The organism is Polaribacter sp. SA4-12 (assembly GCF_002163675.1).
Classification (GTDB): Bacteria; Bacteroidota; Bacteroidia; order Flavobacteriales; family Flavobacteriaceae; genus Polaribacter.
Genome location: NZ_CP019334.1, coordinates 2,905,388 through 2,919,573, shown reverse-complemented (window position 1 = coordinate 2,919,573; position 14,186 = coordinate 2,905,388). Strand labels below are relative to the sequence as shown.

Below are 14,186 nucleotides of genomic sequence, written 5' to 3'. Positions count from 1 at the left end.
AAACTCACAATAATATTGGATTCAAAAGCCTACTAGTAAAAAACTGTATAAAACAAAAAACCGAACATTTCTGCTCGGTTTTCATCAATTTTATAATACGTTTCTGAATTACACATCGACAAGCTCAGTGTAAGAATTTAGAAGAAATTATTTCTTATTTACAATTTTAATATAATTATCTAAAGCCATTGTCATAGAAGGTGTTTCTGGTGAAGGTGCAGTTATATCGCACTTTAAACCTGCTTCTGTAGCTGCTTTCACTGTAGAATTACCAAATACTGCAATTCTTGTGTTTTTTTGTTTAAATTCTGGAAAATTCTTAAATAAAGAATCAATTCCTGATGGGCTAAAGAACACTAAAACATCGTAAACAACATTTTCTAAATCAGATAAATCACTAACTACAGTTCTGTATAAATCTAATCGCGTCCATTTTACTCCTAACTTATCTAATTCTGTAGGAATTAATGGTTTTAATTTATCTGAACTTGGTAATAAGTATTTTTCAGTTTTATGTTTCTTTATTAATTTTGTTAGATCATCAAATGTTCTGGTACCAACATAAATTTTACGTTTTCTGTACACTACATATTTTTGTAAATAGTAAGCTACAGCTTCAGACTGACAGAAATACTTCATTGCATCTGGCACCTTGAAACGCATTTCTTCAGCAATTCTAAAAAAATGATCTACGGCATTTCTACTTGTTAAAATAATAGCAGTAAAGTTATTTAAGTCAACTTTTTCTCCTCTTACTTCTTTAACAGTCATACCTTCTACGTGAATAAAAGGTCTAAAATCTATCTTTACTTTTTGCTTATCAGACAAGTCAAAATAAGGAGATGTTTCTGTCTTTGGTTCTGGTTGCGATACTAAAATCGTTTTCACTTTCATACGCTTTCTTTTTGTAGTTAAAACAGCAATTTAAACAGTATAAATAGCGGCGCTATTTCGAAGGCGCAAAGGTACAAAATAAAATAAAACAACTCGCTAAAAACCAGCTTTTTATTACGAACGATCAGTAATATAAAACGAATTGAAAATAATAACACTGAAAAATAAACTAAAAAACGAGTGTTTAATTGAGAGTACTCAACTAAAACAAGACCTATTAGCAAAATAAATGAAACAGAATACAAATAACTCGACTTAGAAAATAAAAAGAATTTTACTTGCTTTTCGATCTTAAATAAATGAGAAAACAAAAATTCTAACAACCATTTAATAGAAAAATAAGAAAAAACAACACCTGTAATTTTCATAAAGACATAAAACCCTTGCTCTATTGAGGAAGCGTAAAACAACAAAATGGTATACATTAATAACGATAAGACGAGCATTGAAAAAACAAAAATCACACTTTGAAATAAATTGAAAAAAGAATAATTCTCTTCTATTTCTGTTTCAATAAAACTATTACTTATAATAGAGAATGCATTTCCTTTTAATCTAAGAACACTTAATCCTTTTAAAAGAAAAATACAGGCTAATAAGACCACCAATAATATGGTAATCCAGTTAGTATCAATTATAGTTCTTTCTAGTGCTTGCACCTTTTTTTGTTTTGGTAAGATTAACACAAAATTAGTAATTAAATAATGTATATTTGCTTTCTTACTACATGAAAATTAATTTATGTCAGACACGTTAGTCATAATTCCCACTTACAACGAAAAAGAGAATATAGAAGCTATCATTAAAGCTACTTTTAACCAAGAAAAGGACTTTCATATTTTGGTTGTTGATGATAATTCTCCTGATGGAACATCAGAAATCGTAAAAAACTTAATTTTAGAATTTCCAAATCGTCTTTTTTTAGAAGAAAGATTGGGTAAACATGGTTTAGGAACTGCTTATATTCATGGTTTTAAATGGGCAATTGCAAAAAAGTATGATTATATCATAGAAATGGATGCCGATTTTTCTCATAATCCAAAAGATTTAATTCGCCTATATAACGCTTGTAAAAAAGAAGGTGGTGATGTTTCTGTTGGTTCTAGATATGTTAATAATCAAGTAAACGTTGTTAATTGGGATATGAAAAGGTTGTTACTTTCTTATTTTGCATCAAAATATGTACGTTTTATAACTAGAATTCCGTTGTTTGATACCACTGCAGGTTTTGTTTGTTGGAAAAGAGAAGTTTTAGAAAAAATACAATTAGATAAAATAAAGTTTATAGGCTACGCTTTTCAAATAGAAATGAAATTTAAAGCATGGAAACATGGCTATAACGTAAAAGAAGTATCTGTTGTTTTTACAGATAGAACTTTAGGAACTTCTAAAATGAGTGGAAACATAATTTCTGAAGCTTTATTTGGTGTAATAAAAATGAAGTTAAAAGGTTTACCTAAATAAATGAACCATTATGAGTGAAATTTCAATTAGAATTGCTAATTTAAATGACTTACAAACACTCTTAGAATTTGAACAAGGAGTTGTTGCAGCAGAAAAACCTTTAGATCCTTTTTTAGGTGAAGGAACTTTAAGCTATTACAACATCCCAGAATTAATTGCTGCAGAACATATTTATTTTATCGTGGCAGTTTCTAATGAAGAAATAGTTGCTTGTGGTTATGCTAGAATAGATAATTCTAAAATATACCAGAAAAACCCACAACATGGATATATTGGTTTTATGTATGTAAAACCAAACTTTAGAGGACAAAGAATTAGTACTCTAATTTTAGAATCTTTAAAAGATTGGGCTAAAGAAAAAGCTCTAAAAGAACTAAGATTAGATGTATATGACAATAATATTAGTGCAGTAAAAGCTTACGAAAGTTTTGGGTTTACCAAAATTTTAGTTAATATGAGAATGGATATTTAAGAAGAAAAAATGGCAAAATCAACTTTAATAAAAAACGCAAGAATCGTAAATGAGAACAACACTTTTTTAGGTGATGTTTTAATTGAAAACGAAATAATACAAGAAATTTCAACAGAAATAAAGGCGACAGAAAATGTTGAAGTTATTGATGCTGAAGGTAAATTTTTAATTCCTGGTTTTATTGATGATCAAGTTCATTTTAGAGAACCTGGTTTAACACACAAAGCGAATATTACCACAGAAAGTAGAGCTGCTGTTGCTGGTGGAATTACTACTTTTATTGAAATGCCAAACACAGTTCCTCAAGCTACAACCCAAGAATTATTAGAAGATAAGTTTACAATTGCTTCAAACGATTCTTATGCAAACTATTCTTTTATGTTTGGTGGAACAAACGATAATTTAGAAGAATTATTAAAAACAGACCCTAAAAAAGTAGCCGGAATTAAATTATTCTTAGGTTCTTCTACAGGAAATATGTTGGTTGATGACGAAGCTGTTTTAGAGAAAATTTTCTCATCAACAAAAATGATTATTTCTGTTCATTGTGAAGATGAAGCTACTATCAGAAAAAATACACAAGAATTTGTAGATAAATATGGTGATGATATTCCTGTAAAATATCACCCAATTATTAGAAGTGAAGAAGCGTGTTATTTATCGTCTTCAAAAGCAATTGAACTTGCTAAGAAAACTGGTGCTAGATTGCATGTTTTTCATGTTTCAACAGCTAAAGAAACGGAGCTTTTTAGAAACGATATTCCTTTAGAAGAAAAACAAATTACATCAGAAGTTTGTATTCATCATTTATGGTTTTCTGATAAAGATTATGCTGAGAAAGGAACACATATTAAATGGAATCCTGCTGTAAAAACAGAAAAAGACAGATTAGGTTTATGGGAAGCGCTTTTAGATGACAGAATTGATGTTTTAGCAACAGATCATGCTCCTCATACTTTAGAAGAGAAAACAAACGTATACACAAAAGCACCAAGTGGCGGACCTTTAGTACAACATGCAGTAACTGCTATTTTAGAGAAAGTAAAAGAAGGTGTAATTTCAATTGAAAAAGCAGTTGAAAAGATGAGTCATAATCCTGCAAAATTATTTCAAATTGAAAAACGTGGTTTTATAAAAGAAGGCTATTTTGCTGATTTAGTTTTAATTGACACAAATAAACCACAAACAGTTTCTAAAGACAATATATTATACAAATGTGGTTGGTCTCCTTTTGAAGGGACAACTTTTTCATCAACAATTACACATACATTTGTCAATGGAAACTTAATGTATAATAATGGTGTTTTTAATGATGAAACAAAAGGGAAAAGAATAACCTTTAATAGATAAAATGAAAAAACTAAGCTACTTACTTCTTTTTATTTTTCTTGCTTCTTGTACAAGTAATACCATTTTTAAGGAACCAGAAGACTTGATTCCTAGTGATACAATGAGTCTTTTAATGCAAGATATGATGATTGCTTCTTCTTCTAAGTTTGTAAAAAACATAAACAAGCAAACGAAAATTAATTATATGGGATTTGTTTATGACAAATACCAGATTGACAGTGCTCGTTTTCAAAGAAGTAACTATTACTATACATCTAAAATAGATTTGTATGAAGAAATTATAACCGATGCTAAGACTCAACTAGAAAAGAAAAAAGAGTTTTATGGTAAAATAGTTACAAGAAAAGATTCAGTTAGAAATGATTCTATTAAAAAAATTAATAAGAAGAAAAAGTTAGATACTCTTGACATCTCTGAAATGATTTTAGACACTATTAAAACCAATCTTAAAAAAAGTCTTGATCTGAAAAAGGAAGTTCCTATAAGTAGGGATTAGGATAATTTTTAGAAACACTTTTTATAACATTATCAATTTTTTTAAACTGAAAATGTAAACTTTTTTCAATTTTTTCTGATGAATATCTAGAAATTGAATGTGCACTTTTAGCAGAAGATTTACTTAACAAAGACTCCTTACCTGTTATTGCAGATAGTAACCAAGAAAACCTCCAAAAGATAGCTGTTTGCCAAGGTTTAATTTTTCTTGAAGGTAGCTTTTTATCCAAAGAACTTGCCATTGAAAAGAAAATTTCTTTGAATGATTTGTTTTCTGAAACTAAAATAAAACGTTCGTTTTTTATATTAGAATTCATCAATGAAATCATTGATTTAACCACATCTTTTACGCCTACAAAACCTGTAATTCCTTCAGTAAAATACTTGAATCCATTATAAACCTGGGTAAATAATTTACCTGATCCTGTTTCCCAAAAACCACTTCCTAAAATAACACCTGGATTTACAATTACAACTTCAACTCCTTCTTGACTAGCACGCCAAATTTCCATTTCTGCTCCAAATTTGGTAATAGAATAATCACTGTTATTTTCTTGTGAATTCCATTCGCAATCTTCAGTAATTAAACTTCCATTTGCAGAACTACCAATAGAAGCAATAGAACCTACAAAACAAATTTTATCAACTTTTGCATCAATAGAAAGATTTGCAATAATTGCAGTTCCATGAATATTTACTTTTCGCATTTCTCTGTAATCTTTCGGGTTAAAAGAAATTAATGCGGCACAATGATATACTTTTTCAATTCCTATAAAAGCAGGAATCATAGAAGGCACATCTGTAATATCAGCTTTAAACCATTCTATTTTTGAAATTAGAGAAGTATCATCCGTATAAAAAGAGAAAACTTCTTTTACTTTTTCAATTCTATTTTCAGAACGATAAATAGCACGTATTTTTTCATCATTCTTTATTAAATGATATAATAAATGAGCGCCAACTAAACCTGTTCCTCCAGTAACTAAAATCATAAGACGAATTTATGTTTTTTTAGCTGATAAACGTATATTTGCCCCTCGATTAATTTTATGAAAATGACAAACTTTGTTGAAGAATTACGTTGGCGTGGATTATTACATGATATCATGCCTGATACAGAAGAATATTTATTAGAAAATAAAACTGCTGGTTATATTGGTTTCGATCCAACTGCAGACTCTTTACATATTGGTAGCTTGGTTCAAATTTTTATTTTGAAACACTTTCAAAACGCTGGTCATAATCCTATTGCTTTAATTGGTGGTGCAACTGGTATGGTTGGAGATCCTTCTGGAAAATCTGCCGAAAGAAACTTACTAGATGAAGCAACTTTAGAAAAAAATATTGCTGGAGTTAGAGAAAATTTAGAGCGTTTTTTAGATTTTGATGCTACTGCAGATAATAAAGCCGAATTAGTTAACAATTACGATTGGATGAAAGATATTTCTCTAATCGATTTTGTAAGGGATACAGGTAAACATATTACTGTAAATTACATGATGGCTAAAGATTCTGTTAAGAAGCGTTTAGGTTCTGAATCTTCTGTTGGAATGAGTTTTACTGAATTTACATACCAATTATTTCAAGGATACGATTTTTATCACTTATACAAAGAGAAAAATTGTAAACTACAAATGGGTGGTTCTGACCAATGGGGAAACATTACTACAGGTACAGAATTAATTAGAAGAAAAGCACAAGGAAAAGCGTACGCAATTACAGTTCCTTTGGTTACAAAAGCAGATGGAACAAAATTTGGAAAAACTGAAGGTGGAAATGTTTGGTTAAATTCAGATAGAACTTCTCCTTATAAATATTACCAATATTGGTTAAATTCTTCTGATGAAGATGCTGAAAACTTTATTAAAAAGTTTACTTTTTTAAGTAGAGAAACTATAGAGAATTTAATTGCAGAGCATAAAGAAAATCCGCATTTACGCTTATTACAAAAAACACTTGGTGAAGAAGTTACTATTTTAACACACGGTAAAGAAGCATATGAGAATGCTTTAAAAGCTTCAAGTATTTTATTTGGTAAATCTACAGCTTCTGATTTAAAATCTTTGGATGAACAAACGTTTTTGGATGTATTTGATGGTGTACCACAAGCTACAGTTTCTGCTGCAGATATAGAAGAAGGATTAGATATGATTGGTGCTTTAGCAGCAAAAACAAACTTCTTAAAATCGAATGGAGATGCTAGAAGAGCTTTAAAAGAAAATGCAATTTCTGTAAATAAAGAAAAGGTAAAAGAAGATTTTACAATTACTAAAGAAGATTTAATTGCAAATAAATATGTGTTATTACAACGTGGTAAAAAAACGTATTATTTACTAGTAGTAGAATAGTACTATCTTACATATTATAACAAAGAAAAGAGCTGAATTAATTCAGCTCTTTTCTTTTCCTCTTCATTCACAAACTCCCCCAAGCCTGCTTTCGCTTATTTTTGTTCTTTTATCTTAATCCAGTTTTTATCTGCTTTTGTCTTTAATTGTTCTGCGCCTTCTTTTTGCCACAATTCTAAAGTATTTGTTCCCCAAGAATTGTAGAAAAGGTATAATTTACCATCTCTAATTTCGAATGTTTTGGGGTTTATAGATACTTTTTCTCCTTTTAAACCAATTGCATAGGCACAATATCCTCCATAAGCTGGAACATACTTTTTAGGTGATTTTTTAAAGGTTTCTAAATTTTCTTTTGATGAAAACTTAAACTTTACATCATCATATTTTGTTGCAAACTTTTTATCTCCATTTTCTGCTTTGTTATTAAAATAAGAAACAACATCATAGCCTTCTGCAACAAAACCTTTTTTGGTATTGTAATCGTGCTTTTGTGCAAATGCAGTAAATGAGATCAGTAAAAAAAGAAATCCGAATTTTTTCATTATTAATCTTCTTTATTTTTTAAGTTTTCCCAGTTTTTATCTGCTTTTATTTTCAATTTTTTGGTATCTCCTTCTTGCCAATCGTCTAATTTATTACCAAAAAAAGAACTATAAAATAAATATAATTTTCCATCTCTAATTTCAAAAGCTTCTGCATCTATATACATTTTAATGTTTTTTTCTGCAACTGCATAGGCACAATATCCTCCATATTGTGGAACATATTTTTTAGGATTTTCTGTAAACATATTTAAATGTTTTTCTGAAGAAAACCTAAATTTTGCGCCATCATAAGTAGTTTGAAATTTATTTTTTCCTTCTACAGGTTTACTTTCTACAAAATATGAAACTACATCATATCCTTCAGCTACATAACCTTTCTTAGTATTGTAATCTATTTGTTGTGCGGATAAAATTGTAGAAACTCCTAAAAAAAATAATAGTATAAACTGTTTCATCGATTTGATTTTTACCAATAGTCGAAGAAATAGTTGAAAAATTACAGAATAAACCTTAAGAATATTTAGTTACTTCTTCTCCTTTCATCATCATTTCCAAAACGTCTATCTTTTACGTTTACTTTTTTGTTTCCGAAGTCATAAGAAAGTGATATTCGAAAGCTTCTTGAGCTTCGATTTTGACTATAACTCTGTTCAATATTATTTACTGTAGAATTGTAATCTCTTAAACTCCCCGTATTTAAAACATCGCTAAAAAGCATAGAAAGTTTAATGTTGTTTTTAAAATCGTGTTGTAAGCCTAAAGATAAATGAAACATTTCGTCAATACTAAATAAACCATCGTTATGAAAAGAACTATACCAAGCATTGGCTTGTAGTTTTGTGCTTTCGCTTAAAATAAAAGTGTTGTTTGATGTTGCATAAAACTGAATTCCGTCATTTATTTCTGCATTAGTATTTTTGGTTAATTGAGTAATATGAGCTAATAAATTAATACTGTTTTGACTTTTGAACCAAGAGATTTTATTGTAAGAAAAACTTTCTTCTAATTGATATGTATATTTTTTAAAATAATTTTCTCTTGTTATTATTTGATTTTGATTGGCAACATCCGTATTAAAAAACACCCCAAAACCATCATTTGTAATACTTAAAGAAAGTTTTGTACTAAAATTGTTTTTGTATAAATGTGACAGCTCAAAATTATCTGAAAATGAAGGTTGTAAAAATGGATTACCAACACTATAACTATTATCATTTATGTAAAAACGAAATGGATTTAAATTTCTAAAATTAGGTCTATTAATTCTTCTTCCATAAGAAAAACCAAAGTTATTGGAATCACTTTTTGCATAAGAGAAATATAAACTCGGAAAAAACTTATTGTAATTATTGATGTTTTCTTGATTTAAATCTACATTTAATCCTTTGGTTTTTGTGTCTTCAAAACGCAACCCAAATTGTAGTTGCAATTTATCGTTTAAATTTGTGCTTCCAGAAAAATAAGCCGCCAAAACATCTTCTTTGTATTTGAATCTTGTAGACTGACTTTGATCTAAAATTGGTGATCCAGAAAGGTTGTCAAAAAACAAAACACCACTATTTGTATCGGTAAAACTCGCTTGAAGACCATAAGAAAGTTTTATCTTTTTTAAAGGATGTGTTACATCAATTTTAGAACTGAAATTTTCTATTTTCTGATCAGCATTGTTTAAAGCTGATGAGGTTTTTCCTTGAGAATTTCCAATATTATCAAAAGTTTCTGTAAAAAAATCTAAATCTCTATCAGAAGTAAAGGTAAAATAATCAGCATCAAAAGAAATGCTTTTACCCAAACTATCCAATTGTGTAATTAAGTGAAAATTTGCAGAATGACTTTTGTTATTTGTATTTGTATTGGCTTCATTTAATAATGATTTTTCTAAAGTATTATTGGTGTCAAATATATTAGATTTTGTTTCTGTTTCATTGTTGTTTTTTGATGTACCACCTAAATATTGCAAACCAAAAGTTGTTTTTTTAGTGATTGCATAATCAATTAAAAAACGACCAGAAAATTGATTTTGAGGTTCTTTGGCGTCAATAATAATATCCCAAAAATTATTTGGATAATTAATCTGCAACATTTCTAAATTTTCTAAAGCACCTTTCGTTGCATTTAAACTTCCAGAGAAAGAAACCTTACCTTTATTATAGAAGAAATTATTAGCAAGTGTTGTAAAGTTGTACCTGTTTTGATTGTAAGAAATTGTGGTAGAATTTTTCCAAGAATCTTGTACTCCTTTTTTTAGAATAATATTAATTAAACCCCCATTTCCTGATGCTTCATATTTTGCAGGCGGATTTGTAATTACCTCAACTTTTTTAATATCACTTGCTGAAAAACCACTTAAAAAACTTGCCAATTCATCTCCTTGTAATGGAGAAATTCTACCATTAATCATAATTTGAGTTGCACCTTTTCCGAGAATTTCTATTGTTCCGTTTTGAATTTGAACCCCAGGAGTAATTCTTAAAACATCCAAACCATTTCCACCAGTAGAAGCAATGCTTTTTTCAACATTAAAAACCAATCTATCAATTTTACGTTCTAAAATTCTTTTTTCAGTTTTTACAATAACTTCATCTAATGCTTGTGCATTTTCTAAAATTTTAATAGTTCCTAAATTGAGGTTTTGATGAACGTTAATTTCTTTAGTCCAATTTTTATAGCCTAAATAACTAATCGTAATTGTATACATTCCTTTGGCAACTTTTAATTCAAAAAGCCCATTATCATCAGAAGTTATTCCTGCAATTATTTTATTCTGATTATCAGTAATTGTAACATTCGAAAACGGAATAACATCGTTTTTATCAGTTACTTTTCCTATAATTGTTTGTGCTGTTAGCATTCCTGTAAGTAGTAATGCAACCAATCCTAAAAACTTAATCTTTTTGTTCATCTTGTTTGTGTTTTATTTGATTTCACAAAAATGCGATACAAAAGAAACCTGTGCGACCGAAAACACAAAGTCGAACTCTTTTCTTAAGTAGAAATGAGTTCGACTATATTTTACAATCGTTCGACTTTACGTTAACAATTTGATTTTAAGCTGTTTTTCTATATTGTGTTGGAGTATAACCTGTATGCTTTTTAAAAGCAGTATTAAAGGAAGATTTAGAATTAAAGCCAACTTTGTATAAAATTTCTAAAACTGTAAAGGCTTTTTTAGAGGGGTCTTTCAAGATTTTCATTGCTTCTTTAATTCTGTATTCATTTACAAAATCGAAAAAATGTTGGTTCAGGTTTTGATTGATTAAAACAGATAATTCCCTCATAGAGATATTCATTTCTAAAGCTAAATTTCTAATGGTTAAAGATGGATTTAAATAAGGTTTATTGTCTTCCATATATTTTTTTAACAATTCAATTTGTTGAGCAGTTTTTGTATTTAGATTTTCATCCAATACAATTTCTTTAGATGCCACTAAATTTACATCAATTCCTCTAAATAGTTTCGGAGAATTTAATGCTTTAAATACCAACCAAAAAATCAGAAAAACACCAAATGTTAAAGTTATTATTCGAAGAATATCTGTTACCTCAGCAGAATACCCTTGACGAGAAACGTTTTTAATAATGGTAAGAACTTGCCCAACAGTAATCAAAATTAGTAACTGTTTCAGCCATTTGTAATTTTTAAATGCATTTTTGTCAGTATAATTTTCTAATAATAGTTTTCGGTATCTTATTACGTAGTAGAGCTCTGCAACAAAATAAATAAGAGAAATAGCATATCCTAAAAAACTTAAAAATTTACCTTCACTTGTTTCATTAAAATTATTTAAAAACTGAATTTTAGATTCTTCATCAACAAGAAAAAAATTAGGGATTAATACAACAACACATATTAACCAAGGTAAAAGATGTACAAAGTGTATTTTCTTTAGTTTGAAGTTTGAATAAATAATAGATAATATATATAGAAAAAGTAGCGGGTCTTTAAAATTTGAAATTTGAATTCGAAGCATTTCTAATGCTAAAGGTAGTTGTAGAAAATTTGTGTAGAAAAAAGCGCTAATATCAATAGCAACCACAACTAAAAAAGTTGCTAATAAAATATTACTTAATTTTTTTTCTGTTTTTACTGTAAATAGAAAAACAGAGAAAAACAGAAAAAACACCACAATAATAATTGCTAAAAAGGGAATTGTTGATGCGTTATCCATAGATTCAAATATACTTAAAATAAAGTTTAACAACTCTTTACAAAATCTTTTAAAGTAGTAATCAATTCCTTCTTATTTTCAATATGACTCATATGTCCATCAGGAAACACAACAAATTCTGAGTTCGTTATTTCAGCTTCTTCTTTAGAGGTTTCAAAATCTAAAACAGGATCTTTCTCTCCAATAATTATCAACTTTTTAAAATTATTATCTTTTAAAAATTGATTTAAATTCGGGCGATTTTTCATTCCTTCATTGGCAGCAATATAACCTTGAACAGAAGTTTGTAAAGCATTCTTTTTTACAACCTCAATTTCTTGTTTAAATTTCAATAAATTTTCTTGATGAAACAAATTTGAAACCGATAATTTTATCATTGTTTCAAAATTATTTTGCACCATTTTATTTGCTCTTGTTCTTAATTTTTTTCGCTCTTTAGAATCTTCATTAGAAGTTGAATTAAGCAAGCATAATCCCTTTATTTTATTGGGATTCATTTTGGAAATAGCTAAAGAAATATAACCTCCTAAAGAATGGCCTACCAAAATATATTTCCTAATTTTTAGCTGTTTTAAGACAGCTTCTATTGTTTCTGAAAACAACTCCATAGAATGCACATAACCCAAACAATCCGATTTTCCATGTCCTAACAAATCAATGGTAATAACTCTATTCTTTTTGATTAATTCTGGAGTAATTTTATCCCACATAGTGGCATTTTCTAAAAACCCATGAATTAGAACAATTGCAGTTCCTTTTCCTTGATCTGTATAAAAAATATTCGCCTTTTTATATTCTAAAATCATGGAAACAAATATAGCATTTGATTCGCTTTTAGAAATTGAAAACATCATAAAGTATTTACTATATTTGATGAGAATTTATCACAATTTAAACTTATGTTTTTCAAAAAAATAGTACTTCTATTTCTCTTTACACTTTCTTTAACTTTAAACGCTCAAATTGACGAGAAAAATCTCGATAATTTAGTAAAAGAAACCTTAAAAACTTTTGATGTTCCTGGTATTTCTGTTGGTATTTTAAAAGACGGTGAAATCGTTTATGCAAAAGGTCATGGAGTTCGTTCTTTAACCAATAAAAAAGATATGAACGAAAATACCTTAGTTGGTATTGCTTCTAACAGTAAAGGTTTTACTTGTTTTGCTTTGGCAATGATGGTAGATGCTGGAAAACTAAATTGGGATGATAAAGTAAGAAAACACATTCCAGAATTTCAGTTATATGACGCTTGGGTAACGGAACAATTTACGGTGAGAGATTTAGTAACTCACAGAAGCGGAATGGGTTTAGGCGCTGGAGATTTAATGTTTTTTCCTGAAGGAAATAATTTTGATGTTTCTGATGTGATTAACAATGTAAAATACCTAAAACCAAAAACTTCTTTTAGAAGTAAATTTGCGTATAATAACAATATGTTTATTATTGCAGGTGAAGTTTTAAAACGTGTAAGTGGTCTTTCTTGGGAAGAATTTATTGAAACAAGAATTATGAAACCTGTTGGAATGAACAACAGTAAAGCGTCTTACAATAGAGTTATAAATAGAAAAAATATTATTGACGCTCACACAAGAACAGAAGGAAAAGTGATTCAAATTCCGCATGATTGGAGCGAAACTGCAAATCCTGCAGGCGGAATTATAAGTAACGTAAAAGACATGCTTATTTGGGCAAATTTTTTAATGAATGATGCAGTTACCAAAAATGGAAAACGCATATTAAGTGAAAAAGAATTTCATGAACTTTGGCAATTACAAACTCCTTTAAAAGTAAGAAAAAACGATTCTTTCAATTCTAATTTTAGAGGTTATGGTTTAGGTTGGTTTTTAACGGATGTAAAAGGCGGTTACAAACAAGTGTATCACACCGGTGGTTTATTGGGTACAGTTACTCAGTTTACGATGATTCCAGATTTAGATTTGGCAATTGTAGTGTTAACGAATCAAATGAATGGAAGTGCATTTAATACGATTACAAATACAATTAAAGACACGTATTTAGGGTATGAAAATAGAAATTGGCTAGAAAAATTAGGGAAAAATAATACCAAATATTTAAAATATAACGACGATTTAAAAGCTGAAATTTTCTCTAAAGCAGAAATTGCTAAAACCGATAAAAGCGTACCAAAACCATATCAGATTATTGGTACTTATACTGATAATTGGTTTGGAAACGTACTTATTTCTCATGATGGAAATTCTTACAGCATAAAATGTGAGCGTTCTTCTAAATTGATTGGCGAATTACTACCATACAACCAAACAACATACGTTGCAAAATGGAATAACAGAAGTTTTGATGCAGATGTTTTTGTACAGTTTACTTTTGATGAAAAAGGAAATGCAGTTGAAGCAACTATGAAGCCTATTGCACCAATTACAGATTTTAGTTTCGATTTTGGTGATTTAAAACTTAAAAAGCAATAATT

General features: G+C 28.7%; 14 protein-coding genes. 6 read left to right on the top strand and 8 right to left on the bottom strand.

Going from position 1 to position 14,186, the window contains the following annotated elements:
• Positions 1 to 147 precede the first annotated feature (147 nt).
• Together BTO07_RS12720 and BTO07_RS17695 are read right to left on the bottom strand one after the other, a co-directional pair.
• Entirely contained in the window at positions 148 to 894 is a 747-nt protein-coding gene (locus BTO07_RS12720) for a uroporphyrinogen-III synthase (protein WP_087521592.1), read from the bottom strand.
• Positions 895 to 911: 17 nt separating this feature from the next.
• Complete coding sequence (locus BTO07_RS17695; RefSeq protein WP_157663348.1) at positions 912 to 1,553, bottom strand: DUF4271 domain-containing protein; 642 nt, start codon at positions 1,551 to 1,553, stop codon at positions 912 to 914.
• An 82-nt stretch (positions 1,554 to 1,635) separates the two neighbouring features.
• On the opposite strand from BTO07_RS17695, the gene BTO07_RS12710 reads away from it, so the two are divergent.
• The 4 genes from BTO07_RS12710 to BTO07_RS12695 are packed head-to-tail and all read left to right on the top strand — an operon-like array spanning position 1,636 to position 4,676.
• The gene (locus tag BTO07_RS12710; RefSeq protein ID WP_087521590.1) at positions 1,636 to 2,358 is read left to right on the top strand and encodes a polyprenol monophosphomannose synthase; all 723 of its coding nucleotides are present in this window, start codon (positions 1,636 to 1,638) and stop codon (positions 2,356 to 2,358) included.
• Between the two features lie 10 nt (positions 2,359 to 2,368).
• Positions 2,369 to 2,830 (top strand): GNAT family N-acetyltransferase, encoded by a 462-nt coding sequence (locus tag BTO07_RS12705; protein ID WP_087521589.1) that lies wholly within the window; start codon positions 2,369 to 2,371, stop codon positions 2,828 to 2,830.
• Between the two features lie 9 nt (positions 2,831 to 2,839).
• Positions 2,840 to 4,180, top strand: a complete 1,341-nt coding sequence (locus tag BTO07_RS12700) for a dihydroorotase (RefSeq protein ID WP_087521588.1) — start codon at positions 2,840 to 2,842, stop codon at positions 4,178 to 4,180.
• A gap of 1 nt (position 4,181) precedes the next feature.
• A complete protein-coding gene (locus BTO07_RS12695) occupies positions 4,182 to 4,676 on the top strand; it encodes a DUF4296 domain-containing protein (protein WP_087521587.1) in 495 nt (164 codons plus the stop codon).
• Here the strand turns inward: BTO07_RS12695 and BTO07_RS12690 are convergent.
• Complete coding sequence (locus BTO07_RS12690; protein WP_087521586.1) at positions 4,660 to 5,667, bottom strand: NAD-dependent epimerase/dehydratase family protein; 1,008 nt, start codon at positions 5,665 to 5,667, stop codon at positions 4,660 to 4,662. The genes BTO07_RS12695 and BTO07_RS12690 overlap by 17 nt on opposite strands.
• Before the next feature lie 63 nt (positions 5,668 to 5,730).
• Here BTO07_RS12690 and tyrS point away from each other — a divergent pair, with 63 nt between their 5' ends.
• Positions 5,731 to 7,023 (top strand): tyrosine--tRNA ligase, encoded by a 1,293-nt coding sequence (gene tyrS, locus BTO07_RS12685; protein WP_087521585.1) that lies wholly within the window; start codon positions 5,731 to 5,733, stop codon positions 7,021 to 7,023.
• A gap of 95 nt (positions 7,024 to 7,118) precedes the next feature.
• Here tyrS and BTO07_RS12680 read toward each other — a convergent pair whose 3' ends face one another.
• The 5 genes from BTO07_RS12680 to BTO07_RS12660 all read right to left on the bottom strand — a co-directional run bounded on the left by BTO07_RS12680 (position 7,119) and on the right by BTO07_RS12660 (position 12,591).
• Positions 7,119 to 7,565, bottom strand: coding sequence for a YHS domain-containing (seleno)protein (locus BTO07_RS12680; protein WP_087521584.1), 447 nt, complete (start codon positions 7,563 to 7,565; stop codon positions 7,119 to 7,121).
• A gap of 2 nt (positions 7,566 to 7,567) precedes the next feature.
• Positions 7,568 to 8,023 carry a YHS domain-containing (seleno)protein gene (locus BTO07_RS12675; protein ID WP_087521583.1) on the bottom strand — a complete coding sequence of 152 codons (456 nt, stop codon included), beginning with the start codon at positions 8,021 to 8,023 and terminating at the stop codon, positions 7,568 to 7,570.
• A gap of 65 nt (positions 8,024 to 8,088) precedes the next feature.
• Positions 8,089 to 10,470 carry a TonB-dependent receptor domain-containing protein gene (locus BTO07_RS12670; RefSeq protein WP_087521582.1) on the bottom strand — a complete coding sequence of 794 codons (2,382 nt, stop codon included), beginning with the start codon at positions 10,468 to 10,470 and terminating at the stop codon, positions 8,089 to 8,091.
• A 145-nt stretch (positions 10,471 to 10,615) separates the two neighbouring features.
• Positions 10,616 to 11,737 (bottom strand): helix-turn-helix domain-containing protein, encoded by a 1,122-nt coding sequence (locus BTO07_RS12665; protein WP_157663347.1) that lies wholly within the window; start codon positions 11,735 to 11,737, stop codon positions 10,616 to 10,618.
• Positions 11,738 to 11,763: 26 nt separating this feature from the next.
• Positions 11,764 to 12,591: an alpha/beta fold hydrolase gene (locus BTO07_RS12660; RefSeq protein ID WP_232457028.1), complete on the bottom strand. Its 828-nt coding sequence runs from the start codon at positions 12,589 to 12,591 to the stop codon at positions 11,764 to 11,766.
• Positions 12,592 to 12,636: 45 nt separating this feature from the next.
• Between BTO07_RS12660 and BTO07_RS12655 the strand changes: the two genes are divergently transcribed.
• Entirely contained in the window at positions 12,637 to 14,184 is a 1,548-nt protein-coding gene (locus tag BTO07_RS12655) for a serine hydrolase (RefSeq protein ID WP_087521579.1), read from the top strand.
• Positions 14,185 to 14,186: the final 2 nt, after the last annotated feature.

Bases quoted from the DNA above. Each gene is read 5' to 3' on its own strand.
- BTO07_RS12720 (WP_087521592.1), bottom strand. From the start codon at position 894: ATGAAAGTGAAAACGATTTTAGTATCGCAACCAGAACCAAAGACAGAA.
- BTO07_RS12710 (WP_087521590.1), top strand. From the start codon at position 1,636: ATGTCAGACACGTTAGTCATAATTCCCACTTACAACGAAAAAGAGAAT.
- BTO07_RS12705 (WP_087521589.1), top strand. From the start codon at position 2,369: ATGAGTGAAATTTCAATTAGAATTGCTAATTTAAATGACTTACAAACA.
- BTO07_RS12700 (WP_087521588.1), top strand. From the start codon at position 2,840: ATGGCAAAATCAACTTTAATAAAAAACGCAAGAATCGTAAATGAGAAC.
- BTO07_RS12695 (WP_087521587.1), top strand. From the start codon at position 4,182: ATGAAAAAACTAAGCTACTTACTTCTTTTTATTTTTCTTGCTTCTTGT.
- BTO07_RS12690 (WP_087521586.1), bottom strand. From the start codon at position 5,667: ATGATTTTAGTTACTGGAGGAACAGGTTTAGTTGGCGCTCATTTATTA.
- tyrS (WP_087521585.1), top strand. From the start codon at position 5,731: ATGACAAACTTTGTTGAAGAATTACGTTGGCGTGGATTATTACATGAT.
- BTO07_RS12680 (WP_087521584.1), bottom strand. From the start codon at position 7,565: ATGAAAAAATTCGGATTTCTTTTTTTACTGATCTCATTTACTGCATTT.
- BTO07_RS12675 (WP_087521583.1), bottom strand. From the start codon at position 8,023: ATGAAACAGTTTATACTATTATTTTTTTTAGGAGTTTCTACAATTTTA.
- BTO07_RS12670 (WP_087521582.1), bottom strand. From the start codon at position 10,470: ATGAACAAAAAGATTAAGTTTTTAGGATTGGTTGCATTACTACTTACA.
- BTO07_RS12665 (WP_157663347.1), bottom strand. From the start codon at position 11,737: ATGGATAACGCATCAACAATTCCCTTTTTAGCAATTATTATTGTGGTG.
- BTO07_RS12660 (WP_232457028.1), bottom strand. From the start codon at position 12,591: ATGATGTTTTCAATTTCTAAAAGCGAATCAAATGCTATATTTGTTTCC.
- BTO07_RS12655 (WP_087521579.1), top strand. From the start codon at position 12,637: ATGTTTTTCAAAAAAATAGTACTTCTATTTCTCTTTACACTTTCTTTA.